The organism is Youngimonas ophiurae (nom. illeg.) (assembly GCF_049803795.1).
Taxonomy (GTDB): Bacteria; Pseudomonadota; Alphaproteobacteria; order Rhodobacterales; family Rhodobacteraceae; genus Thalassobius.
In genome coordinates this window covers 107,532-134,323 of the sequence record NZ_JBNAGJ010000009.1, presented here as the reverse complement: position 1 = coordinate 134,323, position 26,792 = coordinate 107,532, and the positions used below count along the sequence as shown (strand labels likewise).

Annotated in this window: 27 protein-coding genes; 13 read left to right on the top strand and 14 right to left on the bottom strand. The window is 60.7% G+C overall.

Going from position 1 to position 26,792, the window contains the following annotated elements; all coding sequences use genetic code 11:
- Nucleotides 1–741 (top strand): electron transfer flavoprotein subunit beta/FixA family protein (locus ACP15O_RS16625; protein WP_425096297.1); only part of this gene is annotated, 741 nt, incomplete at its 5' end.
- Nucleotides 741–1,664: an FAD-binding protein gene (locus tag ACP15O_RS16620; protein ID WP_425097241.1), complete on the top strand. Its 924-nt coding sequence runs from the start codon at nucleotides 741–743 to the stop codon at nucleotides 1,662–1,664. The genes ACP15O_RS16625 and ACP15O_RS16620, both read left to right, overlap by 1 nt.
- Before the next feature lie 46 nt (nucleotides 1,665–1,710).
- Here ACP15O_RS16620 and ACP15O_RS16615 read toward each other — a convergent pair whose 3' ends face one another.
- The 4 genes from ACP15O_RS16615 to ACP15O_RS16600 all read right to left on the bottom strand — a co-directional run bounded on the left by ACP15O_RS16615 (nucleotide 1,711) and on the right by ACP15O_RS16600 (nucleotide 5,443).
- The gene (locus ACP15O_RS16615; RefSeq protein ID WP_425097240.1) at nucleotides 1,711–2,553 is read right to left on the bottom strand and encodes a DMT family transporter; all 843 of its coding nucleotides are present in this window, start codon (nucleotides 2,551–2,553) and stop codon (nucleotides 1,711–1,713) included.
- Nucleotides 2,554–2,636: 83 nt separating this feature from the next.
- The gene (gene groL, locus ACP15O_RS16610) at nucleotides 2,637–4,286 is read right to left on the bottom strand and encodes a chaperonin GroEL (protein ID WP_425097239.1); all 1,650 of its coding nucleotides are present in this window, start codon (nucleotides 4,284–4,286) and stop codon (nucleotides 2,637–2,639) included.
- Between the two features lie 38 nt (nucleotides 4,287–4,324).
- Nucleotides 4,325–4,612, bottom strand: coding sequence for a co-chaperone GroES (locus ACP15O_RS16605; protein ID WP_425097238.1), 288 nt, complete (start codon nucleotides 4,610–4,612; stop codon nucleotides 4,325–4,327).
- A gap of 165 nt (nucleotides 4,613–4,777) precedes the next feature.
- Nucleotides 4,778–5,443, bottom strand: a complete 666-nt coding sequence (locus ACP15O_RS16600) for a DUF2161 domain-containing phosphodiesterase (RefSeq protein WP_425097237.1) — start codon at nucleotides 5,441–5,443, stop codon at nucleotides 4,778–4,780.
- A gap of 96 nt (nucleotides 5,444–5,539) precedes the next feature.
- Between ACP15O_RS16600 and ACP15O_RS16595 the strand changes: the two genes are divergently transcribed.
- From ACP15O_RS16595 to ACP15O_RS16565, 7 genes are all read left to right on the top strand, one after another.
- Nucleotides 5,540–6,541, top strand: coding sequence for a TraB/GumN family protein (locus ACP15O_RS16595; protein WP_425097236.1), 1,002 nt, complete (start codon nucleotides 5,540–5,542; stop codon nucleotides 6,539–6,541).
- Between the two features lie 90 nt (nucleotides 6,542–6,631).
- Nucleotides 6,632–7,552, top strand: coding sequence for a manganese-dependent inorganic pyrophosphatase (locus tag ACP15O_RS16590; RefSeq protein ID WP_425097235.1), 921 nt, complete (start codon nucleotides 6,632–6,634; stop codon nucleotides 7,550–7,552).
- A 170-nt stretch (nucleotides 7,553–7,722) separates the two neighbouring features.
- Nucleotides 7,723–8,598 (top strand): TIGR01459 family HAD-type hydrolase, encoded by an 876-nt coding sequence (locus tag ACP15O_RS16585; RefSeq protein ID WP_425097234.1) that lies wholly within the window; start codon nucleotides 7,723–7,725, stop codon nucleotides 8,596–8,598.
- A gap of 104 nt (nucleotides 8,599–8,702) precedes the next feature.
- Complete coding sequence (locus ACP15O_RS16580) at nucleotides 8,703–9,134, top strand: MaoC family dehydratase (protein ID WP_425097233.1); 432 nt, start codon at nucleotides 8,703–8,705, stop codon at nucleotides 9,132–9,134.
- 82 nt (nucleotides 9,135–9,216) lie between these two features.
- A complete protein-coding gene (locus tag ACP15O_RS16575; protein ID WP_425097232.1) occupies nucleotides 9,217–10,155 on the top strand; it encodes a bifunctional riboflavin kinase/FAD synthetase in 939 nt (312 codons plus the stop codon).
- Nucleotides 10,152–10,604, top strand: a complete 453-nt coding sequence (locus tag ACP15O_RS16570; RefSeq protein ID WP_425097231.1) for a YcgN family cysteine cluster protein — start codon at nucleotides 10,152–10,154, stop codon at nucleotides 10,602–10,604. The genes ACP15O_RS16575 and ACP15O_RS16570 overlap by 4 nt, the downstream gene beginning before the upstream one ends.
- A complete protein-coding gene (locus ACP15O_RS16565) occupies nucleotides 10,604–11,650 on the top strand; it encodes a threonine aldolase family protein (protein WP_425097230.1) in 1,047 nt (348 codons plus the stop codon). The genes ACP15O_RS16570 and ACP15O_RS16565 overlap by 1 nt, the downstream gene beginning before the upstream one ends.
- On the opposite strand, the gene ACP15O_RS16560 is transcribed toward ACP15O_RS16565, so the two are convergent.
- Nucleotides 11,614–12,462, bottom strand: coding sequence for an alpha/beta fold hydrolase (locus tag ACP15O_RS16560; RefSeq protein WP_425097229.1), 849 nt, complete (start codon nucleotides 12,460–12,462; stop codon nucleotides 11,614–11,616). The genes ACP15O_RS16565 and ACP15O_RS16560 overlap by 37 nt on opposite strands.
- A 3-nt stretch (nucleotides 12,463–12,465) precedes the next feature.
- Entirely contained in the window at nucleotides 12,466–13,065 is a 600-nt protein-coding gene (locus tag ACP15O_RS16555; protein WP_425097228.1) for a 2-hydroxychromene-2-carboxylate isomerase, read from the bottom strand.
- Between the two features lie 117 nt (nucleotides 13,066–13,182).
- Between ACP15O_RS16555 and ACP15O_RS16550 the strand changes: the two genes are divergently transcribed.
- A complete protein-coding gene (locus ACP15O_RS16550; protein WP_425097227.1) occupies nucleotides 13,183–14,199 on the top strand; it encodes a ribose-phosphate pyrophosphokinase in 1,017 nt (338 codons plus the stop codon).
- 23 nt (nucleotides 14,200–14,222) lie between these two features.
- Here the strand turns inward: ACP15O_RS16550 and ACP15O_RS16545 are convergent, their stop codons facing one another.
- The 7 genes from ACP15O_RS16545 to ACP15O_RS16515 all read right to left on the bottom strand — a co-directional run bounded on the left by ACP15O_RS16545 (nucleotide 14,223) and on the right by ACP15O_RS16515 (nucleotide 20,732).
- The gene (locus ACP15O_RS16545) at nucleotides 14,223–14,570 is read right to left on the bottom strand and encodes an H-type lectin domain-containing protein (RefSeq protein ID WP_425097226.1); all 348 of its coding nucleotides are present in this window, start codon (nucleotides 14,568–14,570) and stop codon (nucleotides 14,223–14,225) included.
- Between the two features lie 116 nt (nucleotides 14,571–14,686).
- The gene (locus ACP15O_RS16540) at nucleotides 14,687–15,124 is read right to left on the bottom strand and encodes a F0F1 ATP synthase subunit epsilon (RefSeq protein ID WP_425097225.1); all 438 of its coding nucleotides are present in this window, start codon (nucleotides 15,122–15,124) and stop codon (nucleotides 14,687–14,689) included.
- Nucleotides 15,125–15,135: 11 nt separating this feature from the next.
- Nucleotides 15,136–16,560 carry a F0F1 ATP synthase subunit beta gene (gene atpD / locus ACP15O_RS16535; protein WP_425097224.1) on the bottom strand — a complete coding sequence of 475 codons (1,425 nt, stop codon included), beginning with the start codon at nucleotides 16,558–16,560 and terminating at the stop codon, nucleotides 15,136–15,138.
- A 16-nt stretch (nucleotides 16,561–16,576) separates the two neighbouring features.
- Entirely contained in the window at nucleotides 16,577–17,452 is an 876-nt protein-coding gene (locus tag ACP15O_RS16530; RefSeq protein WP_425097223.1) for a F0F1 ATP synthase subunit gamma, read from the bottom strand.
- Between the two features lie 14 nt (nucleotides 17,453–17,466).
- Nucleotides 17,467–19,005, bottom strand: a complete 1,539-nt coding sequence (gene atpA, locus ACP15O_RS16525) for a F0F1 ATP synthase subunit alpha (RefSeq protein WP_425097222.1) — start codon at nucleotides 19,003–19,005, stop codon at nucleotides 17,467–17,469.
- Nucleotides 19,006–19,566 carry a F0F1 ATP synthase subunit delta gene (locus ACP15O_RS16520; protein ID WP_425097221.1) on the bottom strand — a complete coding sequence of 187 codons (561 nt, stop codon included), beginning with the start codon at nucleotides 19,564–19,566 and terminating at the stop codon, nucleotides 19,006–19,008. It abuts the gene before it with no gap.
- A 419-nt stretch (nucleotides 19,567–19,985) separates the two neighbouring features.
- The gene (locus tag ACP15O_RS16515; protein WP_425097220.1) at nucleotides 19,986–20,732 is read right to left on the bottom strand and encodes a class I SAM-dependent methyltransferase; all 747 of its coding nucleotides are present in this window, start codon (nucleotides 20,730–20,732) and stop codon (nucleotides 19,986–19,988) included.
- A 63-nt stretch (nucleotides 20,733–20,795) separates the two neighbouring features.
- On the opposite strand from ACP15O_RS16515, the gene gloB reads away from it, so the two are divergent.
- The 3 genes from gloB to ACP15O_RS16500 all read left to right on the top strand — a co-directional run bounded on the left by gloB (nucleotide 20,796) and on the right by ACP15O_RS16500 (nucleotide 25,021).
- Nucleotides 20,796–21,563 carry a hydroxyacylglutathione hydrolase gene (gloB, locus tag ACP15O_RS16510; protein WP_425097219.1) on the top strand — a complete coding sequence of 256 codons (768 nt, stop codon included), beginning with the start codon at nucleotides 20,796–20,798 and terminating at the stop codon, nucleotides 21,561–21,563.
- A 171-nt stretch (nucleotides 21,564–21,734) separates the two neighbouring features.
- Entirely contained in the window at nucleotides 21,735–24,068 is a 2,334-nt protein-coding gene (gene clpA / locus ACP15O_RS16505) for an ATP-dependent Clp protease ATP-binding subunit ClpA (RefSeq protein WP_425097218.1), read from the top strand.
- Nucleotides 24,065–25,021 (top strand): M23 family metallopeptidase, encoded by a 957-nt coding sequence (locus tag ACP15O_RS16500; RefSeq protein ID WP_425097217.1) that lies wholly within the window; start codon nucleotides 24,065–24,067, stop codon nucleotides 25,019–25,021. Before clpA ends, ACP15O_RS16500 begins: the two co-directional genes overlap by 4 nt.
- Here the strand turns inward: ACP15O_RS16500 and ACP15O_RS16495 are convergent, their stop codons facing one another.
- Nucleotides 25,022–26,791: a peptidoglycan -binding protein gene (locus tag ACP15O_RS16495; RefSeq protein ID WP_425097216.1), complete on the bottom strand. Its 1,770-nt coding sequence runs from the start codon at nucleotides 26,789–26,791 to the stop codon at nucleotides 25,022–25,024.
- Nucleotide 26,792 lies beyond the last annotated feature (1 nt).

Genomic DNA, 26,792 nt, shown 5'->3' with positions numbered 1-26,792 from the left:
GTCAAGCGTGTGATTGACTACAACGTAAAGGTTCGCGTTAAGGCGGATGGCGGCGGAGTTGATCTTGCGAATGTAAAGATGTCGATGAACCCGTTCGACGAGATCGCGGTTGAAGAGGCGATCCGGCTGAAAGAAGCGGGCAAGGCGGACGAGATCGTCGTTGTGTCGATCGGGGTGAAACAGGCGCAGGAAACGCTGCGGACGGCTCTGGCGATGGGGGCGGACCGTGCGATTTTGGTTGTTGCGGCGGATGACGTTCACACGGATATCGAACCTCTGGCCGTTGCCAAGATTCTGAAGGCCGTGATCGACGAAGAGGCCCCCGGCCTGGTCATTGCGGGCAAGCAGGCGATCGACAACGACATGAACGCGACCGGCCAGATGCTGGCGGCGCTTTTGGGGTGGGGTCAGGCGACCTTTGCCTCTGAGGTTGGGATTGACGGCGATACGGCCGTTGTCACCCGCGAGGTGGACGGCGGTCTGCAAACGATCAGCGTGAAGCTGCCGGCGATCGTGACCGCCGATCTGCGCCTGAACGAGCCGCGCTACGCCAGCCTGCCCAACATCATGAAGGCCAAGAAGAAGCCGCTGGACGAGAAAACGGCCGCCGATTACGGCGTCGATACCGCCCCGCGTCTTGAGATCGTGAAAACTGCGGAACCTGCGGCCCGTCAGGCCGGAGAGATTGTCGGCTCGGTCGATGATCTGGTTGCGAAGCTGAAAGAAAAGGGGGTCGTGTAATGGCTGTTCTTCTCCTTGCGGAAATCTCGGGTGGGGCGCTGGCGCTGGACGCCACCGCCAAAGCTGTCACTGCCGCCACCGCCCTGGGCGATGTGACGGTTCTGGTGGCCGGGCCTGCGGGCGCGGCCGAAGAGGCCGCCACCATCGCAGGTGTGGCCAAGGTTCTGGTTGCCGATGACGCGGCCTACGCCAACGGCCTGGCCGAGCCCGTGGCCGACCTGCTGGTCAGCCTGGCAGGCAATTATGAACATATCGTTGCCCCGTCCACGGCCAGCGCAAAAAACATTCTGCCGCGGGTGGCCGCGCTGCTGGATGTGATGGTTTTGTCGGATGTGACGGCGATTGTGGACGGCGCCACGTTTGAACGCCCGGTCTATGCGGGCAACGCGGTTCAGACGGTAAAATCCAACGATTCCAAGAAGGTACTGACGGTTCGCACCTCGACTTTCGATGCGGCGGGCACTGGCGCGGCCGCCCCGGTTGAGGCAATCTCCGCCGCCGGCAACGCCGGGCTTAGCACCTGGGTCGAGGACAAGGTCGCCGAAAGCGACCGGCCGGAACTGACCTCGGCTGGCGTTGTCGTTTCGGGCGGCCGCGGTGTCGGCTCCGAGGAAAACTTCGCCCTGATCGAGGCCCTGGCCGACAAGCTGGGCGCCGCCGTCGGCGCCTCGCGCGCGGCGGTGGATTCGGGCTTTGCCCCGAACGACTGGCAAGTGGGCCAGACCGGCAAGGTCGTCGCGCCGGATCTGTATATCGCCGTCGGGATTTCCGGGGCAATTCAACACCTTGCGGGCATGAAAGACAGCAAAATCATCGTCGCCATCAACAAGGACGAAGAGGCCCCCATCTTCCAGGTCGCCGACTTCGGACTCGTCGCAGACCTCTTCGACGCATTGCCTGAAATCACTGAAAAACTGGGTTAAACCGCTTTTCAACGACTATGCAAAGGCCCGCCATCTGGTGGGCCTTTCATTTTGCGCGCAGGGAAATCGCCACGCCGCTCAGCACGATACAGGCCGCGATCAGGAACCGTAAATCGGGCCATTCGGACAGGAAAAGCGCCCCTCCTGCAATTGCAATCACCGGCACCGAAAGCTGCGCAACGGCCGCCCGCCCGCCACCCAAAACCGGCAGCAAACTGTACCAGAGCGCATAGCCCAACCCCGAGGTGATTGCCCCGGAGGAAACCGCCAAAGCCACGCCCGTCACCGATGCCTCGGCTACCTCCAGGGACACGGGGCGCAGCATCCCCAGCCCGAAACCAATGGGCGCGGCCAGTAGGAAATTAGCGGCGGTGGCCTGCAAAGCATCGCGCGCCCGTTGCCCTGCCAGCGAATAAATCCCCCAGCCCACACCGGCCAACACCATCAACCCCGTATGGAGTACCGGCATGGGCTGTGTGCCGCGCGGCCAAAGCAGCCAGACCAGCCCTCCGAAGGCAATCGCCGCCCCCAGCCAGCGCAGTGGCGGCAAGGGCTCTTGCCGGAAAACCGCCCCGGCAAACATCGTCACCTGAACCGTACCGAACAGGATCAACGCCCCCAGTCCAGCATCCAGAGCCACATAAGCGATTGAAAACCCATAAATATAGAGCAGAAGCGACAAAACCGAGATCACCCGTCCGGCCCCGCCGAACCGCAGCCCCCCTCGCAGGATCAGCGCCAGGATCGCCAGGGTCACAGCCCCCGAGGCCAGTCGGATCGAGCCGAACAGCAACGGGTCCATCCCCGCCTGTACCAGCCCCATCCGGTTCAGCACCGAATTGGCGGCAAAAGCGATCATAGTGAGGGCAGTCAGCAGCATCAGTTTCATAGCCGCATCCTGATCAGGACATGCCCAAAAGAAAAGGCCCACCGAAACCGGCGGGCCTTCACAAAATCATATGCCGGGCAGGCTTACATCATGCCGCCCATGCCGCCCATGCCGCCCATGTCGGGCATGCCGCCGGCTGCGCCGCCGTCTTTCGACGGTTTGTCGGCAACCATGGCTTCGGTGGTGATCAGCAGGCCAGCAACCGAGGCCGCGTCTTCCAGAGCGGTCCGGGTCACTTTGGCGGGGTCGATCACGCCGAACGAGAACATGTCGCCATATTCTTCGGTCTGAGCGTTGAAGCCGAATGCGCTGTCGGTCGACTCGCGGACCTTACCGGCCACAACGGCACCGTCGACACCAGCGTTTTCAGCGATCTGGCGCAGGGGCGCTTCGATGGCTTTGCGCACGATGGTGATACCAGCGTCCTGATCAGAGTTCGCACCGACCAGCCCGTCCAGGGCTTTGCCAGCCTGAACCAGAGCGACACCGCCACCGACAATCACGCCTTCCTGAACAGCAGCGCGGGTCGCGTTCAGAGCATCGTCCACACGGTCTTTGCGCTCTTTCACTTCGACTTCGGTCATGCCGCCGACCTTGATCACGGCAACACCGCCTGCCAGTTTGGCAACGCGCTCTTGCAGTTTCTCACGGTCGTAGTCCGAGGTGGTTTCCTCGATCTGGGTGCGGATCTGAGCAACACGTGCTTCGATCTCGGCTTTCTCGCCATGGCCGTCCACGATGGTGGTTTCGTCCTTGGTGATGTTGACGGTCTTGGCGGTGCCCAGCATATCCATGGTCACCGATTCCAGCTTCATGCCCAGATCTTCGCTGATGACCTGACCGCCGGTCAGGATTGCGATGTCTTGCAGCATGGCCTTACGGCGATCGCCGAAGCCCGGAGCCTTCACAGCAGCGATTTTCAGGCCGCCGCGCAGTTTGTTCACAACCAGAGTTGCCAGGGCTTCGCCCTCGACGTCCTCGGCGATGATCAGCAGGGGTTTCTGCGATTGAATGACGGTTTCCAGCAGCGGAACCATCGGCTGCAGCGACGAGAGTTTTTTCTCGTGCAGCAGGATCAGACAGTCGTCCAGCTCGGCGATCATCTTGTCGGGGTTGGTGACAAAGTAGGGCGACAGGTAGCCGCGGTCGAACTGCATGCCTTCGACGACATCGGTCTCGGTTTCCAGACCTTTGTTTTCCTCGACGGTGATCACGCCTTCGTTGCCGACTTTCTGCATGGCGTCAGCGATCTGCTGGCCGATTTCGGCTTCGCCATTGGCCGAGATGGTGCCAACCTGGGCAACTTCGGCGCTGTCTTTGACTTCGCGGGCCATGTCCTTGATCGACTGCACGACAGTGGCGGTGGCCATGTCGATGCCGCGCTTCAGGTCCATCGGGTTCAGGCCGGCTGCGACCTGCTTCAGACCTTCGCGCACGATGGCCTGGGCCAGAACGGTCGCGGTGGTGGTGCCGTCGCCGGCTTCGTCATTGGTACGCGAGGCCACTTCCTTGACCATCTGAGCGCCCATGTTTTCGAACTTGTCTTCCAGTTCGATCTCTTTTGCGACCGACACGCCATCCTTGGTGATGCGGGGCGCACCAAAGGATTTGTCCAGGACCACGTTGCGGCCTTTGGGGCCCAGGGTCACTTTTACGGCGTCAGCCAGAATGTTCACGCCGCGCAGCATTGCGTTGCGGGCATCGGTGTCAAATTTGACGTCCTTAGCAGCCATTGTGCTTGCTCCTGTTACTTAAATTCTGTCTTCGACGATCAGGACAGGATGCCCATGATGTCGGATTCTTTCATGATCAGCAGCTCTTCACCGTCGATGGTGATTTCGGTGCCGGACCATTTGCCGAACAGGATTTTATCGCCTTCTTTGACGTCCATGGCGATACGATCACCGTCCTCGTCACGGGCGCCTGCGCCAACAGCGATTACCAGGCCTTCGGCCGGTTTTTCTTTGGCGCTATCGGGAATGATCAGACCGCCGGCGGTCTTTTCGTCGCTTTCCACGCGGCGAACCAGCACGCGGTCATGAAGCGGAGTAAATGCCATCTCTGAGGCTCCTTGCTCAAAGTTTTCCTTGGCCCCCTTCTCATTAAGCGGGGCCGTTAGCACTCACCCATGTCGAGTGCTAACGGCGTATTAGCTAAGGAGGTCAGGAAAGCGAGTCAACCGGGTCCAAAGCGATTTGAGGGAAAATCCCTCGCTGCAATGCAGCTAGGAATCGCCCGTGGGCAGGGCTGCCTTTCCCGCCGGGCTAAGATCGTAAATCCCGGTGCCCACCCGTTCGAACCAGCCGTAATGGTTTGCCCGCATAAGGCGCGTGGCGTGGGGCACCTGCGCCTCTTTGGCCACCACCGCCCCTTTCGAGGCCCCGTGGCAAGACAGATATTCAGCGCAGCGCAACGCCTCTTGCCGGTAAGAGGTAACAATCCCGCGTTTGACCGCTCCGCCCTTGTTCGGATCCCCGTGGCGGCGCTCGAATTCGGCCATCAGGCGGGTTTGCCGCTTCTTGACCTTGCGCGGCTGAAACGGCGCGGGATCGTGATGCACCTGGATTTCCTGGCTGTCCGGATGCACGCTGATCACCCCCAGTCCCAGGCGTTTGCACAGGCCCAGATTGCCCTTGAACGCCCGCCAGCCCGCGCGGCCTTTCCAGCGGGGCACCGCCACATAGACCTGATCGGTCACCGCCTGTCGCGCCACCGCCTGCTGCAAAAGCGTCAGCGAAAATCCGGCCTTCAGCTCAACAATCACCGGAGCCTCGTCAGCGCGCATCGCTACCACATCCGCTGCGCCGATCTCGGCCTTGACCTCATAGCCCAATGCCTGAAAAAACCTTTTGACCGGATCGTAAAGCTCGGTTTCGGAAATCTTGGCCATATCGGTTTTTAATCCACCCCGCGCCTGTGTCCACCCCTTTGCCGCCAGTGGACGATTGGGTAACCTGCCTGCGTTACTCTAAGACCTGAGGCCCCCATGATCCGTATTCTGTTTACCCTCTTTCTGATCTGTCTTGCTCCGTTTGCGCAGGCTCGCTGCCTCGAAAAACCGGACATTTCCCCCCAAACCCTGACCCAGTTGCGCGCCAAAGCCGCCCAAGCCCCGTTTCATCGCGGCAATCTGTGGCAGGTGCAGAAAGACGGCGTAACCTCATACGTTTTCGGCACGATGCATCTGTATGATCCGCGGCACGAGACCTTGCTCGAGCGGCTGAAGCCCCTGATTGCGTCCACCGAACAGACCCTGGTTGAGATAACCAACGAGAGCCAGGCCGAAATGAAGACCTTGTTTGGGCAAAACCCGGCCCTCTACTCGATCACCGAGGGCCCCAGCCTGATGGACCGGCTGGGCCCCGAAGCCTGGGCGAAACTTGTCGAAAAGCTGCAAGGTCGTGGGATGCCTCCGTTCATGGCGGCCAAGTTTAAACCCTGGTTTCTGGGGTTTTCGATGATGCTGCCGAAATGCGCGCTGGAAGACCTGAAGGCCAAACGGTTCGGCATCGACAAGGGCATCGAAGCCACCGCCAAATCCCTGGGCAAACCCATGCAATCTCTGGATGACGTTGGCACGCTGCTGGCCCTTTTCTCAAAGGATCCACTGCCCAAGCAGGTTGAAGACATGCGCTGGAGCCTGATGCTGGATCTGCCCGAAGACCCCACCACCAGTGGCATCATTGCCTTCTATTTCCAGGAAGAGGCGCAGGTGGCCTGGGTCTATACCCTGCATTACTTCGAAACCCTGGGCCAGACCCTCTTGCCAGAGGATGCGGACAAATTGAAAGCAATCACGACCCAGCTCATGGACGAGCTGCTCATCGGGCGCAATCAGCAGTGGATGGAAACGCTGGTGCCCGAACTGTCCCGCACCCCCAGTTTCGTCGCCGTCGGGGCGCTGCATCTGCCGGGCGAATACGGCGTGCTGCGCCTGCTGGAAACGCAGGGATTTGAGGTGCAGCCGCTGGCGATGAAACTGCCCTGAAACGCGGCATTTTAGGCGCGTGACAAACCTTTTGCCCCTGCCTATAAGCCCGACAACCGCCTCTTTTTGATGAATCTAAGGAATCTCAACATGACCACCCAGGTTTTTGGCCATAAATCCCCTGATACCGACTCGACCGGCTCGCCCATCGTCTGGGCCTGGTACCTGAACGAAGTCAAAGGCGTTGCCGCCGCCCCCAAACTGCTGGGCGAGCCCAACACCGAAGCCCTGTTCGTGCTGGAACGCTGGAACCTGGACAAGCCCGAGATCATTAGCGGCGTTGAGGCCGGCGCCCCCGTGGTCATCGTGGACACCAACAACCCTGCCGAGCTGCCCGAGGGCATCAACGACGCCGACATCACCGCGATCATCGACCACCACAAACTGGTTGGCGGCCTGGAAACCAAAGGCCCGATCGACATCACCATCCGTCCGCTGGCCTGCACCGCCACCATCATGTACGATCTGATGGGCGATGACGCCGCCAAAATGCCCGACGCCATCAAAGGCGCCGCGCTTAGCTGCATCATCTCGGACACGCTGGAATTCCGCTCGCCCACCACCACCGAGCGTGACCGCGAAGTCGTCGCCGCGCTGGCCGCCGATCTGGGTGTGGACGTGGCCGCCTATGCCAGCGAAATGTTCGAAGCGAAATCCGACATCTCGGCCTTCTCGGATGCGGAACTGATCCGCATGGACAGCAAGGAATACGAAGTCGATGGCACCAAGTTCCGTGTCTCGGTTCTGGAAACCACCGCACCCAAGCTGGTGCTGGACCGCAAGGACAGCCTGATGGCCTCGTTCAAGGATGTCGCTGCCGAGGACGGCGTGGACGAAGTGCTGCTGTTTGCCGTGGACATCCTGAACGAAGAAGCCACCCTGCTGGTTCCCAACGACCTGATCAAGGGGGTGGCCGAGAAATCCTTTGGCGCGACCGTGACCGGCGACACTGTTGTGCTGCCCGGCATCATGAGCCGCAAGAAACAGATCATCCCCAACCTGAAGGTCTGATCGGGTTTCGAGAGAATGTGCGAAGGGCGTCCTGCGGGGCGCCCTTTTGCTGTGTGGGGACGCCTTCGGCGAGAGTATTTTAGGAGCAAAGAAGGTGGATTTGTGCTGCGGTGTCTTTTGGGTGTGGTAGACAGGCGGCAGATTGACATTGCCAGACCGAGAGCCGCCCCATGACCCAGATTATTTCCTCGCTTGCCCAGGTTTCGGGGCAGTATGATGCTTTGTTCGTGGATCTTTGGGGCTGTGTGCATGATGGGGTGCGGGCGATCCCCTCGGCTGTGGCAGCTTTGCAGGCTTATCGGCAATCCGGCGGGATTGTGGTGTTGGTGACCAACAGCCCCAAACCGCGCAAGGGCGTCGAGGCGCAGCTGAAACTGTTTGGTGTGCCCGAAGATGCCTGGGATACCATTGCGACCTCGGGGGATAGTGCGCGTTCTGCCATGTTCCGGGGGATTGTCGGGCAGAAGGTGTATTTCATGGGGGAATGGCACCGGGATGAGGAATTCTTTACCCCTCTCAGCCTGCTGGACGATCCGGTGGATATTGAGCGGGTCGAATTGGAACAGGCCGAGGGCATTGTCTGCTGCGGCCCGTTCGATCCTCTGGCCGATCCGTCCGATCTGCGCCCGCAGTTATTGTATGGCAAAACCAAGGGGATGAAGCTGTTGTGCGCCAACCCCGACATCGTGGTGGACCGGGGCGAGGTACGCGAATGGTGTGCGGGGGCCGTGGCGCAGCTGTATACGGAAATGGGCGGAGAGAGCCTCTATTTCGGCAAGCCCCATCCGCCGATCTATGATCTGGCGCGGCGGCGGCTGTTTGCGCTGGACCATGATATTCCCGACAGCAAGATCCTGGCCATTGGCGACGGGATTCAGACGGATGTTCGCGGGGCGATGGGTGAGGATATCGATTCATTGTTCATCAGCGGTGGTCTGGCCCGCCTGGACACCAAAACGGCCGAGCAGCCCGACCCGGAGGCCCTGAGCGCCTATCTGGAGCGCGAGATGTCCGCGCCGACGTATACCATTGGACAATTGCGTTAGGGCAGAAAGCCCTTGCGATTCTGCGGCCGCAAAGTAATAAAGTTCCAAGATTGGGCGCACCCGCGTCTATAATATTACCTGCCGAAGAATCCGAGGAGGCCTTTATGGGCGATATTCAGCGCGGAACCATCTACCTGGATGAGATCGAAATGGGCATGATGCGCTCGGTCACCAAAGAGATCACCGACAAGGACATCGAGATGTTCGCTGAGGTCTCGACCGATCATAACCCGGTGCATCTGGACGACGATTACGCCAAGGGCACCATGTTCAAAGGCCGCATCGCCCATGGGATGCTGACCGCCGGGCTGATCTCGGCCGTGATTGGCGAACAGCTGCCCGGCCATGGCACCATCTATATGGGGCAGAACCTGAAATTCATGGCGCCGGTGCGCCCTGGTGATGTGGTCACTGCCGAAGTCGCAGTGACGGCCATTGTTCCTGAAAAACGCCGCGTGACTCTGTCCACCCGCTGCCTGGTGGATGGCAAAGAGGTTCTGACCGGCGAAGCCACGGTGCTGGCCCCGGCCCGCTGATCCGATGAAATAAGCGCCGTGGCCGCAATGTCACGGCGCATCCTCGCTTGCGCAGACCGGCATTGGGCGGTACGCCTGCGCTATGCGTATCATCCGTGACTATACCTATGTGAACGACGCGGACCGGGGGGCCTCGGTCGCGATTGGCAATTTCGATGGCGTCCACACCGGGCACCAGGCGGTGATTGAGATTGCCCGCAAGGCCGGCCAGGCCATCGGCGCACCGCTGGGCGTGATGACCTTCGAGCCGCACCCGCGCCAGTATTTCGCCCCCAACGCCCCCGCCTTCCGTCTGATGAGCCGCGAGGCCAAAGCCCACCGGCTGGAAAAACTGGGGGTCCAGCAACTCTACGAGCTGAATTTCAACACCGCCCTGTCCGGGCTGACACCCGAAGATTTCGCTCGCAATGTGATCGTGGACGGGCTGGGCCTGAAACATGTGGTCGTCGGCGCGGATTTCTGTTTTGGCCGGGGCCGCAAAGGCACGGCGCAGGACTTGCAGCGTTTTGGCGATCAGATGGGCTTTGGCGTTACCATCGCGGAGCTGATCGAGGGCAACACCGGCGAGGTTTCCTCGACCGCGATCCGCCAGGCACTCAGCGATGGGCGCCCACGCGATGCAGCCACGATGCTGGGGCACTGGCACCGGATCGAGGGCAAGGTCATCGGCGGCGATCAACGCGGCCGAGAGCTGGGCTATCCCACCGCCAACATGTCCATCGACGGGCTGCACCAGCCAAAATTCGGCGTCTACGCGGTGCTGGTGGACGTGCTGGAAGGGCCGCATCAGGGCCAGTATCACGGCGCGGCCTCTTGCGGGGTTCGGCCGATGTTTGATGGCGATGTGCCCAATCTGGAAACCTTCATTTTCGACTTCAAGGGCGATCTGTATGGCACCGCCCTGTCCATCGGTCTGGTTGACTATCTGCGCCCCGAAATGAAATTCGACGGGCTGGACGGGCTGATTGCCCAAATGGATGACGACTGCGCCCGTGCGCGTGCCATTCTGTCGGCGCTATGACGCAGCTGCGGCCCAAATTCTGGGAAACCGTCCCGCTGTCCAAAATGACTCGCCCCGAGTGGGAGGCCCTGTGCGACGGTTGCGGCAAATGCTGCCTGAACAAGCTGGAGGACGAAGACACCGGCCAGGTCGCGCTGACAAATGTCGCCTGTCGCCTGCTGGACGATGACACCTGCCAGTGCACGCAATACCCCATCCGCCATCAATTCGTGCCCGAATGTATCGTGCTGAAACCCGGCAATATCGCGCAAAACCTGTATTGGATGCCCGAAACCTGCGCCTATAAGCTTTTGTGGAACGGCGCGCCGCTGGCCGCGTGGCACCCGCTTATCTCGGGTGATCCGGGCAGCGTGCACCGGGCGGGCGTGTCCATGCGCCACCGCACCGTCCCCGAATTTGAAATCCACGAAGACGACTGGGAAAACCACATCATAGAGGAGCCGACCTGATGTATTTTGCCTCGGACAATGCGGGCCCTGTGCATCCGCAGATCATGGCCGCGATGGCCGATGCAAACGCCGGTTACGCTATGGGCTATGGTGCCGATCCGCAAATGCAGGCCGTCCGCGATCAACTTCGCACGCTGTTCGAGGCCCCCGAGGCCACCGCCTATCTGGTGGCCACCGGAACGGCAGCCAATGCGCTGGCGCTGGCAACACTTTGCGCCCCCTGGCAGACGGTGTTTTGCAGCCCTACCGCTCATATCCACGAAGACGAATGCAACGCGCCCGAGTTCTACTCGGCCGGTGCCAAGCTGACCCTGACCGGCACCGAGGACAAGATCACCCCCGACGCCCTGCGCGCCACCATCGCAGCCGAGGAAACCCGCGGAGTACATGGGCCACAGCGCGGGCCCCTGTCTGTGACCCAGGTCACGGAACGCGGGCAGGTCTATTCATTGCAGGAACTACGCAGCCTGACTGCAATCGCGCGAGACTTCGGCCTGCCCACCTATCTGGACGGGGCGCGCTTTGCCAATGCGCTGGCAACGCTGGGCTGCACCCCGGCCGAGATGACCTGGAAATCGGGCATTGACGCGGTCAGCTTTGGCGGCACCAAGAACGGCTGCATGGGGGTCGAGGCCGTCATCCTGTTCGACCCGCAAAAGGCCTGGGAATTCGAACTGCGCCGCAAACGCGGGGCGCATCTGTTCTCAAAGCATCGGTATTTATCGGCGCAAATGCTGGGGTATCTACAGGATGAGCTGTGGCTGAAATGCGCGCAGGCCGCCAATGCGAATGCGGCCCATCTGGCCGAGGGGCTGGCCCGCCACCCTGACGTCAAGCTTCTCTATCCGCCGCAGGCCAACATGATTTTCGCCGAAATGCCTCGTGGGCTGCATCAGCGCCTACAGGACGCCGGCGCATCCTATTACATCACCCAAGGCACGCTGGAAGGCGCAGACCCAAGCGAGCCCCTGACCGGGCGCCTTGTCTGTGACTGGTCGCTGCAACGCGATCAGATCGACACTTTCCTGTCCGTCTTGCTGGGCTGAAACGCGACGTTTTGTAGAAAACTCCGGATCAGTGCGCCCACCTGCACAGGATGAGTGATCGGCAGCATATGGCCGCTGTCGGGCAGCACATGGTGCCGCGTGTCGGGCAATCGTCTGGCCAGCCCCTGGTTCACCAGCCCCAGAATCTTGGGCGACTGGGCCCCCTCCAGCAGCAGCGTGGGCACCGAGATGCGCTCTAACCCCCCCGAGGACAACATGCCCCCCACATCGTCATCCACCGCAGGCCCCGCAGAAATGATGGCCCCATAGCGTTTCGTCATATTGTCCCGCATGGTTTGCGGCAGGCTGTCCCAGGGCATCGCGGCATCGCCCCACATCTGATTGAACGCCCTGGTCGCGGCGGTCATGTCCCCGCGCGCGACAGCGCTAAGCTGAGGCGCGTGCAGGGCGTCGTGCTCGGCCCTGAGCCCCGGATGATCGGCAAAGGCCACCGCAAAGAAGACCGGCTCGATCAAGGTCAGAGATCGCACCAGATGCGGATGCTCGATCGCCAGACGCAAGGCAACCGTTCCGCCAAAGGAATGGCCAATCACATCCACAGGGCCCGTGGGGAAATCGGCCGCCATGCTGGTGGTAACGGCCTGTATGTCCGCCCGGTTGTCCCAGTCCGCGGACCGACCATGGCCCGGAATATCAAAGGCCGTCATGTGCAGCATATCCTGCAGCTGTGCCGCCAGCCCCGTCCACGCCCCGGAATGAGACAGCGAACAATGGATCATCAAGGCCTCGCGCGGGCCATGGCCAAAAGTCCGCCAATAGGTGGGATAGCCCCCGCGCAGGTCCTTGGGCATGTGTCAGAGCTTTCCTTGTAAATGCAGGTCCAGATCCTCGAGGCTATCCTGCCCCCAGAAATTCTGACCGCTATCAACGACATAGAAGGGCGCGCCGAACACTCCGGCTGCAATTGCCTCTTCCAGATTGCGCGCATAGGTGTCGGCGCCCTCCAGCATTCCGCTGATGGTCAGAGACGGATCGAACCCGGCGGCCTTCAGACAGTCACCAATCACCTCATCCAGCGCGATGTCCTTTTCCTCGACCCACGAGGCCCGAAGCAATCCATGCACCAGCGCCCCCATATCCCCGCCGCCCGCATTCTGAGCCGCGATGATCGCATAAGACGACGGCGCCGCATTTGTAGGCCAATGAGCAGGCTTGAAGGTCAAAGGCATCCCCAATTTACGAGCCGCACGCGGCAGGGCCTGCGCACGATAGTCAATCCGAGAGGGATGGCGCTGCCCCACTGGCGTGCCCCCGGTCCGCGGGAATGCCGCCATTAGATCAAAGGGTTTGTAGGTCATACTTGCGCCATTACGTTGTGCAATTTCCTCGGCGCGGGTGCCTGCCAGGTAGGTATACGGCGAAAGCATCGAAAAATAGTAGTCTATATGTGGCATTTGAGCCTCTCCCCCATGTGCATAGCTTTGCCTGACGGTAGCCAGATGCTATGCGGAGTCAACGTCACGAATCTGTCATCAGGCCACTTGGACCGACCACTCTGGGGAACCACTCTCATGCCCACCTTGAACGAACCTAAGCTGATTTCCGGCAACGCCAATCTGCCGCTGGCGAAATCCATCGCACGACGCATGTCCATTCATCGCGGGATGAGCCTGGGCCTGGTTGATGCGCGGGTCGAGCGCTTTAACGATCAGGAAATCTTTGTCGAAGTGTATGAAAACGTGCGCGGCGAGGACATGTTCATCATTCAGCCGACCTCGCGCCCGGCGAATGACAACCTGATGGAGCTGCTGATCATGGCCGACGCGCTGCGCCGTTCGTCCGCATCGCGCATCACCGCCGTGATCCCCTATTTCGGCTATGCCCGCCAGGATCGCCGCACCAAGGCCCGCACTCCGATTTCGGCCAAGCTGGTCGCCAACATGCTGGTCGAAGCCGGGATCGAGCGTATCCTGACGCTGGACCTGCACGCCGCGCAGATCCAGGGCTTCTTTGATATTCCGGTGGATAACCTCTATGCTTCACCGATTTTTGCGCTGGACATCCAGACGCAATTCGAAGGCAACATGGAAGACGTGATGGTTGTGTCCCCCGACGTGGGCGGCGTGGCCCGCGCGCGCGAGCTGGCCAAACGGATCAACGCCCCCCTGTCGATCGTGGACAAACGCCGCGAAAAACCCGGTGAAGTCGCCGAGATGACCGTGATCGGGGATGTCAAAGGCAAGAAATGTATCATCGTCGATGACATGTGCGACACCGCCGGCACCCTGTGCAAAGCCGCCGAAATCCTGATGGAGCACGGCGCCACCGAAGTGCATTCCTATATCTCGCATGGGGTTCTGTCGGGGCCTGCGGTCGAACGCATCACCAACTCGGTGATGAAATCGCTGGTCATTACGGATTCGATCCAGCCCACCCCGGCCGTGCTGGCCACCCCCAATATCCGCATCCTGCCCACCGCGCCGATGTTCGCGCAGGCGATCCTGAATATCTGGAACGGCACCTCGGTGTCCTCGCTGTTCGAGACCGACACGCTGGAGCCGATCTACGAAGGCCAGTTCAAAGGCTGATCCGTCGGGCCCGTTCGCTTGGCCTAGACATCCCACATATCATCGTCGCGGGCCGGCCCGATGGCCATCCAACTGGCCCTGGCCCGCGCGATCCGTGTATTCCCCCAGGTCCGGAACACGATCTCGAATCCCTTTTTCGTGATCTTTTCTGCGTCCAGATCCGCCCGGACATTGGTGGAATAATCCACATCCCACATTGATATGGACACCTGCACCGAGGGCGGCTGGGCAAAGGGGTGTTCGAACCTGACCTTCACCCGCTTTTCCCGCGTTCCCTGCTGCGTCCACATCGGGCCGCCATCGGTGAAATCTTCGAACAAATCGGTGTTGCCCTGGTCTACTGCCACCAGGCTGGCATTGAGGATCTTCATATTTCGCGCGCTTCTTTCGTAGGCCGGGCCATTGTTGCGGCCCCATCCTTGGCACGCAAGAAAAAAGGCCCCGAAAACTCGGGGCCTTTTCCAATTCCTGAATAGATCGTGTCAGATCAGAGGTTTGCCACATTCGGGTCCAGCCCGATATGCGTTCCCATGGCGACCATGTCGGCCAGCAGCTTGGCGGCGTCATCGACAGGGCCGGGCTCGTTTTCGAACACTTCCTTCGCCTTGTTCAGCGCGTCCGAGGCAGCCTTGAGCATCTCATTGAGATGCTCTTGGGTCAGCTCGCTGCGCGGGATGGCGCGTTCCGCAAGAACCGAGATGCCGTCCGCCGTGATTTCAGCGAAACCGCCGGTCACAACATATTCAGCCTCGCCTTCCGGTCCGGACACCCGCAGCACGCCGGGGCGCAGGGTGGTGATGGTCGGAGCATGGTTGGCCATGGCCGTCATGTCCCCGTCCGCACCCGGAATCTGGACCTGTTCAACCACCAGCGAAGCAAGGCTCCGCTCGGGGCTGACCAGATCGAATTGAACAGTATCAGCCATTTTGGCCCTCCTTAGGCGGCCTCAGCTGCCATCTTTTCAGCGCGGGCGATCACTTCGTCGATGCCGCCAACCATGTAGAAGGCTGCCTCGGGCAGGTGATCATATTCGCCAGCAACAACCGCTTTGAACGACGAGATCGTGTCCTCCAGCGGAACCTGAACGCCGTCCGAGCCGGTGAACACTTTGGCCACGTCGAAAGGCTGCGACAGGAAACGCTGGATTTTACGCGCACGCTGCACGGTCAGCTTATCTTCTTCGCTCAGCTCGTCCATGCCAAGGATGGCGATGATGTCTTGCAGCGACTTATAGCGCTGAAGAATGTTCTGAACGTCACGGGCCACCTGGTAGTGCTCTTCGCCGACGATCTGCGGATCCAGAATACGCGAGGACGAGTCCAGCGGGTCCACAGCCGGGTAGATCCCCAGTTCCGAAATCGCACGCGACAGAACGGTCGTTGCGTCCAGGTGCGCAAAGGTGGTTGCCGGTGCGGGGTCGGTAAGGTCATCCGCGGGCACGTAAACGGCCTGGATCGAGGTGATCGAGCCCGATTTCGTCGAGGTGATGCGTTCCTGCATCGCGCCCATGTCGGTGGCCAGGGTGGGCTGGTAACCCACAGCCGAAGGAATACGGCCCAGCAGCGCCGACACCTCGGAACCCGCCTGAGTAAAGCGGAAGATGTTGTCCACAAAGAACAGAACGTCGGTACCGGACTGGTCACGGAACTGTTCGGCCAGGGTCAGGCCGGTCAGGGCAACACGGGCACGCGCACCCGGAGGCTCGTTCATCTGGCCGTAAACCAGGGCCACCTGGCTTTCTTCCAGATTGTCGGGCTTGATCACGTTGGATTCGATCATCTCGTGGTACAGGTCGTTCCCTTCACGGGTCCGCTCACCAACACCTGCGAACACCGAGAACCCCGAGTGCACTTTGGCGATGTTGTTGATCAGCTCCATGATCAGAACGGTTTTGCCCACGCCGGCGCCGCCGAACAGACCGATCTTACCACCCTTGGAATAGGGGGCCAGCAGGTCGATCACCTTGATGCCGGTCACCAGAACTTCCGACTCGGTCGACTGTTCGTTGAATTCGGGGGCAGGCTGGTGGATCGCGCGGGTTTCGGTTGCTTCAACCGGGCCCTGTTCGTCAACGGGCTCGCCCACGACGTTCAGGATGCGGCCCAGGGTGGCGTTGCCGACGGGCACCGAGATGGGTGCGCCGGTGTCAGCCACTTCCTGACCGCGCACCAGACCTTCGGTTGCGTCCATTGCGATGGTCCGAACGGTGTTTTCACCCAGGTGCTGGGCAACTTCCAGAACCAGTTTCTTACCATTGTTGTCGGTGTTCAGTGCGTTGAGGATTTCCGGCAGGGCATCCTCGAACTGCACGTCCACAACGGCGCCGATCACCTGAGTGATTTTGCCTTTTGCGTTTGCCATGTTTCGTCTCCGGTTCTTAGAGCGCTTCAGCGCCCGAGATGATTTCAATAAGCTCGTTGGTGATCACAGCCTGACGCGAGCGGTTATACTCGATGGTCAGTTTGTCGATCATTTCACCCGCATTGCGTGTCGCGTTGTCCATGGCGGACATCCGCGCGCCCTGTTCCGACGCTGCGTTTTCCAGCAGAGCCGAGAAGATCTGGGTCGCAACGCCACGCGGCAGCAGATCGGCCAGGATGGCCTCTTCGTCCGGTTCGTAATCGTAGAGGGGCGCGGCGGCATCCGCCTCGACCTCTTCGAACTGCGCCGGAATGATCTGCTGCTGGGTCGGGATCTGGCTGATCACCGACTCGAAGCGGTTGTAAAAGATCGTCGCCACGTCAAACTCGCCCGCATCGAAGCGACCCAGCAGGTCACGAGCGATATCTTGCGCGTTGGCGTAGCCGATGTTTTTCACCTCGGACAGATCCACGTGGCCGACGAACAATTCGCCCATGTCACGTTTCAGCTGTTCACGGCCTTTCTTGCCGACGGTCAGCATCTTGACCGTCTTGCCCTGCGCCAACAGCTCTTGGGCCTTGGCGCGGGCGGCTTTCACGATCGAGCTGTTGAAGCCGCCACACAGGCCACGTTCAGCAGTCATCACGACCAGCAATTGAACCTGGTCGCTGCCAGTGCCACGCAGCAGCTTCGGAGCAGTATCCGAACCGCCAACCGACGCGGCCAGCCCACCCAGAACGGCGTTAAACCGTTCTGCATAGGGACGACCGGCTTCGGCAGCTTCCTGCGCGCGGCGAAGTTTCGCCGCGGCAACCATCTGCATGGCCTTGGTGATCTTCCGAGTGTTTTTCACACTCTCGATCCGGTTTTTAAGGTCCTTAAGACTCGGCATTGCCTCGTCCCCCCTTAAGCGAAGTCAGCTGCGAATTCGTCCAGCGCTGCTTTGACCTTATCGGCCAGTTCGTCTTTCACCTTGCGGTCATTTTCGGTGATGTCCGCCAGCAGGTCGGCGTGCTTGCTGCGCAGATGCGCCAGCAGGCCAGCTTCGTAACGGCCAACTTCTTTGACATCGACATTATCCAGGTAGCCGTTGGTCCCGGCAAAGATGATGCAGACGATTTCAGCGTTGGTCAGCGGCGAGTACTGCGGCTGTTTCATCAGCTCGGTCAGACGCGCGCCACGGTTCAGCAGTTTCTGGGTCGAGGCATCCAGATCCGAACCGAACTGCGCAAAGGCCGCCATTTCGCGGTACTGAGCCAGCGACAGTTTCACCGGGCCGGCAACCGAGGACATCGCCTTGGTCTGAGCCGACGAGCCCACACGCGAAACCGACAGGCCGGTGTTCACAGCAGGACGGATCCCCTGGTAGAACAGCTCGGTTTCCAGGAAGATCTGGCCATCGGTGATCGAGATCACGTTGGTCGGAATAAAGGCCGACACGTCGCCGCCCTGGGTTTCGATGACGGGCAGCGCGGTCAGCGAGCCTGCGCCGTGATCTTCGTTCAGCTTTGCCGAACGCTCCAGCAGACGGGAGTGCAGGTAGAACACGTCACCGGGGTATGCTTCACGGCCCGGCGGGCGACGCAGCAGCAGCGACATCTGACGATAGGCCACAGCCTGTTTGGACAGGTCATCATAGATGATCAGCGCGTGGCGGCCGTTGTCACGGAAATATTCCGCCATCGAGGTCGCGGCATAGGGCGCCAGGAACTGCATCGGCGCGGGGTCCGACGCGGTTGCGGCCACGACGATCGAGTATTCCATCGCGCCGTTTTCTTCCAGCTTCTTCACCAGCTGAGCAACGGTCGAGCGTTTCTGACCCACAGCAACGTAGACACAGTACAGCTTTTTCGACTCGTCGTCGCCGGCTGCGTCGTTATACGATTTCTGGTTCAGGATCGCGTCCAGAGCAACGGCGGTTTTGCCGGTCTGACGGTCGCCGATGATCAGCTCTCGCTGGCCACGGCCAATCGGGATCATCGCGTCAACCGATTTCAGGCCGGTTGCCATCGGCTCGTGTACCGATTTACGCGGAATGATGCCGGGGGCTTTCACGTCTGCGATCGAACGCTCGGTGGTTTTGATCGGGCCTTTGCCGTCGATCGGGTTGCCCAGGCCATCCACAACGCGGCCCAGCATCCCTTCGCCGACGGGAACGTCCACGATGGCGTTGGTGCGCTTGACGGTGTCGCCTTCTTTAATGTCGCGGTCCGAACCGAAGATCACAACACCGACGTTGTCGGCTTCCAGGTTCAGCGCCATCCCGCGGATACCACCGGGGAATTCGACCATTTCACCCGCCTGGATGTTGTCGAGGCCATACACACGGGCAATACCGTCACCGACGGAGAGCACGCGGCCAACCTCGGCCACTTCGGCTTCTTGACCGAAGTTTTTGATCTGGTCCTTCAGGATCGCAGAAATCTCTGCAGCTTGGATACCCATTTATCCGACCTCTTTCATTGCATTCTGGAGGGAGTTCAGCTTGGAGCGGATCGACGTGTCGATCATCTTCGAGCCCACTTTGACGACGAGGCCACCGATGAGATCTTCATCAACGGCCGCATTAATCTTGACGGTTTTTCCAACGCGGGCAGTCAGCGTTTTCGCCAGCTTTTCCGCTTGGGTTTTGGTCAGCGCCTTGGCGCTGGTGACTTCGGCGGTCACTTCGCCTTTTTCTTCGGCGATCTGCGCCTGCAACGCGCTCAGCAGCGCGGGCAGCACGAACAGACGGCGTTTTTCAGCCATCACGCTCAGGCCGTTTTTCAAAACGGGCATCAGGCCCATTTTGTCGGCGATGGCGGCGACGGCTGCACCCTGATCTTCGCGCGAGATCATCGGAGACAGGATCATGGACTGCAAATCGCTGCTTTCAGACAGCACAGCGCCCAGATCGGTCACATTGGTTTCCAGATCGGCCAGAGCGTTGCTCTCTTTTGCGATCTCAAAAATGGCAGTGGCATAGCGCGCGGCGATGCCGGAGGAAATCGAAGCTGGTTCGGACACGTCCACCCTTCCGACTATTTTGGCCCCGTCCGTTCCCACAATTGAGTCCGGTTGGAGGTGTTTAGACCCTTGATTTGCGTCAAAGTATCGAAATCGGCGTGGGTGTAGCAGAGCATTCCCTACCTAGCAACCTGCCATGATACAACGGTATACAAATGAATACCGTTGCTTTTCAGCAGCTTAGCCCAACTGCGACGCTTTGGACCTGTTTTTCAGCTGCATTTTTTTCACCAAAATGGTTGTTTTCGATCCCTCCAATGCCAAGGCGGCCGGGCAAGTTATCGCTATCACTGTCCAAGATGGCGAATGACGTAGCGAAATTTCCACAATCAACCCCGTCTGACGCAAGGATTCGGGTATTCTCTGATTGTTAGGATTCGCAACATTTGCGCACAGAAATCAGGCAGAAAAATGCCCGGTCAGACTGGCTTGGCCTCTTTTGCGGCGGTCGGAGCCAGCACTGACAGCGGGCGGCGCACGGCCTCTTTCAGCCCTGGCCCGCTGGGCGCATGAACCCGTTTCGAGGCCTCAACCATGATCACCCCGCCGGACACGATCACAGACATCGAGGCCCCCAGTTTTTCCCACATCTCTCCGGTTTTGCGCCAGAAACGGCGCTGCGAGGGCGGCTGAAAAAGCGTGGTCGCCGTGCGTTCCGGCATGAAATTATGCCGTTTCAGCTGGGTCTCCAACTGGCTATGCGTATAGGGGCGTCCATAGCCAAAAGGCGTGCGATCACTGCGCGACCACAGGCCCGCGCGGTTGGGCACGATGAACATCGCCTTGCCCCCCGGCCCCAGCACCCGCCAGCATTCCTCCAGCACGGCCGAGGGCTGCTCGCTGGTTTCCAGCCCGTGCAGCACCACCAGACGATCCACATGGCCGGTCTCGATCGGCCACAGCGTTTCCTCGCACAGAACCGACAGGTTGGGCATCCCCGCAGGCCAGGGCATCACCCCCTGCGGGCCCGGCATCAGGGCCGTCACCCGGCGCGCCTCGGCCAGATAGGGCCGCAACAAAGGCACCGCGAATCCGAACCCCACAACCGTCTGACCTGCCGCCTCGGGCCACAGGCTGACCAATTGATCGCGCACGGCCTTCTGCGCCGCTCGGCCCAGCGTACTGCGGTAATAGAAATTGCGCAGATCCTGCACATCAAGATGCATTGCAGCCAGCCCTGTGATCAGCCTAGTCTGACCCTAAGAATAACCAACAGCGGAGGAAACACCATGCCCCTTGAGCTTGTTACGGTGCCATGCCTGTCCGATAACTACTCTTTCGTGATCCACGATGCCGAAACCGGCGACACGGCCGTTGTGGACGTCCCCGACGCGGCCCCGATCAGCGCCGAGCTGAAACGGCGGGGATGGCGACTGACCCACATTCTGCTGACCCATCATCACTGGGACCACATCGACGGAGTGCCCGACCTGCTGGCCGCCCATCCCGCCAAAGTGGTCGGCGCGGCGGCCGATGCGCACCGCCTGCCCCCGCTGGACATCGCGCTGTCCGAAGGCGACACGCTGAAGCTTGGCTCTGAAACCGCCAGCGTTCTGGACGTGTCCGGGCATACGATCGGGCATATCGCCTTTCATTTCCCCGACAGCCAGTTGCTGTTCACCGCGGACAGCCTGATGGCCCTGGGATGTGGCCGCCTGTTCGAAGGCACCCCCGATCAGATGTATGCCAGCCTGTCCAAACTGGCCGCCCTGCCGCCCGAAACCACCGTGTGTTCGGGGCATGAATATACGGCCTCGAATGCTAAATTCGCGCTGACGGTTGATCCCGGCAATGCGCAGCTTATCTCTAGGGATGCAGCCATCGCCCAGGCCCGCGCGGCCGGCCAGCCAACCGTCCCGTCCCTTCTGTCGCAAGAGCTGGCCACCAATCCGTTCCTGCGCTGCCATACCGAAGGGGTTCAAAAAGCGGTGAATATGATCGGCGCGGACCCCGCCCTGGTCTTTGCCGAAGTCCGCAAGCGCAAGGATAATTTCTGAAACAGGCCCGCCCAAACACAGCCCAGACACACAGCAGCTCCGGATTTTGTGTTGAAAAAATCACAGAAAAGACTTGAAGCCCGGCGCTTATCGACCAAACTTTAATCTTATGAGGCCAAGGTTGGGTGAACACCCCGTTTGTCCGGCCCAGATCAGGAAGGAGCACCCGCCGTGCCTTCATTCTCGAACACATTAGAACAGGCAATCCACGCTGCACTGGCCCTGGCCAATGCACGCAAACACGAATTTGCAACGCTTGAGCACCTACTGCTGGCGTTGATTGACGAACCCGACGCCCTGCGCGTGATGAAGGCCTGCTCGGTCGATACGGATGAATTGCGCACCACCCTGGTGGAGTTCATCGACGAGGATCTCTCGAATCTGGTCACCGATATCGAAGGCTCCGAGGCCGTGCCCACCGCCGCCTTTCAGCGCGTCATTCAGCGCGCCGCGATCCACGTGCAATCCTCGGGCCGGACCGAGGTGACGGGGGCCAACGTGCTGGTCGCCATCTTCGCCGAACGCGAATCCAACGCCGCCTATTTCCTGCAAGAACAGGATATGACGCGCTATGATGCGGTGAATTTCATCGCCCATGGCGTGGCCAAAAACCCCGCTTTTGGCGAACAGCGCCCCATCACCGGCGCCACAGAAGAAGAGGAAAGCACCGCCTCGGGCAGCGCCTCTCAGGACACGGTGGAACAAAAGGAATCCGCGCTGGCCAAATATTGCGTGGACCTGAACGCCAAGGCGAACAAAGGCGACGTGGATCCGCTGATCGGCCGCGATTCCGAGGTGGAACGCTGCATTCAGGTGCTGTGCCGCCGTCGCAAGAATAACCCGCTGCTGGTGGGCGACCCCGGTGTCGGCAAAACCGCCATCGCCGAGGGGCTGGCCCGTAAAATCGTGCAGGGTGAAACACCCGAAGTCCTGTCGAAAACCACGATCTATTCGCTGGACATGGGCGCGCTGCTGGCTGGCACCCGCTACCGCGGCGATTTCGAGGAACGGCTGAAGGCTGTCGTGACCGAACTGGAAGATCACCCCGACGCCGTGCTGTTCATTGATGAAATTCATACGGTTATCGGCGCGGGCGCAACCTCGGGCGGGGCCATGGATGCCTCGAACCTGCTGAAGCCGGCGCTTCAGGGCGGCAAATTGCGCTGCATGGGCTCGACCACCTACAAGGAATTCCGCCAGCATTTCGAAAAGGACCGCGCGCTCAGCCGCCGGTTCCAGAAAATCGACGTGGTGGAACCCTCGGTCGAAGACGCGGTGAAAATCCTGAAGGGCCTGAAACCCTATTTCGAGGAACATCACAGCGTCCGCTACACCGCAGATGCGATCAAAACTGCGGTTGAACTGGCCGCGCGCTATATCAATGACCGCAAATTGCCGGACAAGGCGATTGACGTCATTGACGAAGCGGGCGCCGCACAACATCTGATCGCCGAATCCAAACGCCGCAAAACCATCGGCGCCAAAGAGATCGAGGCCGTGGTCGCCAAAATCGCGCGCATCCCGCCGAAAAACGTCTCTAAAGACGATGCCGAGGTGCTGAAAGACCTGGAGAAAACGCTCAAACGCGTGGTCTTCGGTCAGGACAACGCGATCGAGGCCCTGTCCAGCGCCATCAAACTGGCCCGCGCAGGCCTGCGCGAGCCCGAAAAACCCATCGGCAACTACCTGTTCGCTGGCCCCACTGGCGTCGGCAAGACCGAGGTTGCCAAACAACTGGCCGATACGCTGGGCGTGGAATTGCTGCGTTTCGACATGTCCGAATACATGGAAAAACACGCCGTCAGCCGCCTGATCGGTGCGCCTCCGGGCTATGTTGGGTTTGATCAGGGCGGTCTGCTGACCGATGGTGTTGACCAGCACCCCCACTGCGTGCTGCTGCTCGATGAGATCGAGAAGGCCCACCCCGATGTCTACAACATCCTGCTACAGGTGATGGATCACGGCAGCCTGACCGATCACAACGGTCGCACCGTCGATTTCCGCAATGTGGTGCTGATCATGACATCGAATGCCGGGGCGGCCGAACAGGCCAAGGCGGCCATCGGCTTTGGCCGTGATCGTCGCGAGGGCGAGGATACCGCCGCCATCGAACGCACCTTCACCCCTGAATTCCGCAACCGCCTGGATGCCGTCATCAGCTTCCAGCCGCTGCCGAAAGAGGTGATCCTGCAAGTGGTCGAAAAATTCGTCCTGCAACTCGAAGCGCAGTTGATGGATCGCAATGTCCATATCGAGCTGACACGCCCCGCCGCCGAATGGCTGGCCGAAGAAGGCTATGACGCGAAAATGGGGGCCCGCCCGCTGGGCCGCGTGATTCAGGAAAACATCAAGAAACCCCTGGCAGAGGAGCTTCTCTTTGGCAAACTGTCCAAGGGCGGCGTGGTTCAGGTTGGTGTCAAGGATGGCAAAATTGACCTGCGGATCGACGGGCCGGGCCAGAAACGTCTGTCAGGCGACAAGCCTCCGCTGCTGACAGCCGAATGAAGCAATGGGCGACGCTGGTCGCTCTGAGCACCCTCGCCACTCCAGCCGTGGCGGGGGATTTTATATTGCAGTTTCCGCTGGAGTGCGCCCTGGGGGATAGCTGCTTCATTCAGCAATATGTGGATCACGACAGGGGGCCAGCCGCGCTGGATTTCACCTGCGGGCCGCTCAGTTATGATGGCCATAAGGGCACCGATTTTGGCCTGCCATCGTTCCAGGCGATGCGCAAAGGCGTGACCGTCATCGCCGCCGCCTCCGGAGTGGTCCGCGGCCTGCGCGATGGTGTGCCCGATGTCGGCATCCGTGCGCAGACGGACGGGCAGGAATGCGGCAACGGTATCGTGCTGGACCACGGAGACGGCTGGATCACGCAGTATTGCCACCTGAAACGTGGTTCGATCAAGGTAACCCAGGGGCAGCATGTCAGCGCCGGCGAGGCGATGGGACAGGTTGGATTCTCCGGCCGCACACAGTTTCCGCATCTGCACCTGTCCGTGCGCCACAAGGGGCAGGTGATTGACCCGTTTGACCCCGATGGGCAGATCACCTGCGGTACTGCCGATCCGGAGACACTTTGGCAGATGGCCCTGCCCTACACGCCCGGATCCCTGATCAGCACCGGATTTTCCAGCAAAATTCCCGCATACGACCAGATCAAAGACGGCCGCGCAGGGCAAACGAGCCTTCCGGGCAAAACCGATGCGCTGGTTCTGTGGGCATATGCCTTTGGCAGTCGCGCGGGGGACGTGCTGCGCCTGCAAATCGACGGTCCAAACGGGGTGTTCCTGACCAAAGAAATCCAGTTGGACAAGCCTCAGGCGCAGTTTTTCCGGGCCGCTGGAAAACGCCGCCCCCCTGAGGGGTTCGCGCCTGGCCGCTACACGGGCCTGATTCAGCTGATCCGGAACGGGGCCATCATCGACAGTCAGACCACCCGAACGCAGCTTCGCTGATCATTTCTCGGTCAGTTTCAGCTCAATCCGCCGGTTTTGCGCGCGCGCTTCGGCGGTGTCGGCCAGGTTAACCGGCTGATATTGCCCAAAACCGTTCGCGCTTAGCCGATCGGGGGGCAAGGCCAGGAAGTTCACCATATAGCGCACCACGGACAGCGCGCGCGCCTGGCTCAGTTCCCAATTGTCGGCGAATTCACCTGTTCCGGACAGCGGCACATTATCCGTATGGCCATCGACACGGATCACCCAGTCGATTTCAGGGGGAATATCATCCGCGATGCCACGCAGGATACGAGCGATCTTGGCAATTTCGGCCTGGCCCGCGGGCGACAGTTCAGCACTGGCGGATTCGAACAGAACCTCTGAGGAAAAAACAAACCGATCCCCGACAATCCGCACGCCCTCTTGTGCGCCCAGCACATCCCGCAGGCGACCGAAGAAATCGCTTTTGTAGCGCTCCAGATCCTGCTTTTCGGCCTCAAGCGCCTGTTTTTCCTGTTCCAGACGCAGGCGCTCGGCCTCTTCCAGCTCCCGTCTTTTGCGCTCTTCCGAGGCCGCGCGGGCAAGCGCCGCGTTCAGATCGCTGCCCAGCGTTTCCAGTTGCACGCGCGCGGCGGCATCCCGTTCCTGATAGTCATCCAGCAACGCCTGAAGGCTGCCCAATTGCGTGCGCAACGCGGCGATTTGCTGGTTCAAGAGCGCCTGCTGACGCTGCGCTTCGGCGGAAACTGCCTGCTCTTGGGCCAGCGCACGATTGGCTGTGGCCAGCAACAGAGCCTGACGCTCCGCCTCGGTCAGCTGTGCCTGATTGGCCTGCTCGGCGGCCAGTTTCTCTGCCAGAGCCCGCGCCAAAGCGGTCTCTGCCTGCTGCAATTGCACCTGCAAATCCGCGCGCGATTCAGCGTCCAGCCCCTGTTGCGCCAGCGCTTCTGCCAGTTTCGCCGCCAAATCCTCGCCTGCGGCCTCGGCGGCGGCCAGCAGGGTCAGAGTTTGCTCGGCCTTCTTGCGCTGCGCCTCTAATGCCAGCGTCATCGCCGTCAATTCAGTGTCCGCATTTTGCAGCCGCTCCCGCAGGGCCTGAGCGGCGGCGGCTTCGGCCAGGCGTGTTTTCTCGGCCTCGGATAGTTGCGTTTCCAGATCGCTGACACGGCTGTCCAAGACCGCGCGGGCGGCTTCGGTCTGGGCCTGATCGGCACGCAGATCGGCGATCAACGCCTCCAGCGCCGCGCGTTTCGCTGCGGCCAGACGGGCGGCCTCGGCCCCTTCATCAATCTCATCCCGCGCCTGCGCCAGGGCCAATTGCAACGCCGCCCGTTGATCGGTCAGCTCCTGCCGCTCCCCTTCCAGGCTGGCAACTTGCCCCAAAGCCTGATCGCGCTGTGCGAGAAGCGTGGCAACCTGCGTTTCGAAATCCGCAATCCGCCCGGCCTGCGCGTCACGTTCAGCCGTCAAAGCCGTGATCAGCGCCAATTGCTGCCGTGTCTGTTCCTGCGCATCCGCCAACGTGGCGTTCAATTCCCCCATTTCGGCGGTCAGCTCGGCTGATTTCTTGCGCTCCAACCCCAGCGCACTGGCCAGCGCGGCGACCTCGGTCGAGAGTTCATCCAACTGGCTTTCCTGCCCCGAGATCGTCTCTCGCAACACGAATTGCACCACCATGAAAATGGTCAGAACGAACATCAGAACCAGCAGCAGCCCGGTCATCGCATCGACGAACCCCGGCCAGATAGAGGCCTGAAAACGCTGTCCTGTTCGCCGGGAAAGCGCCATG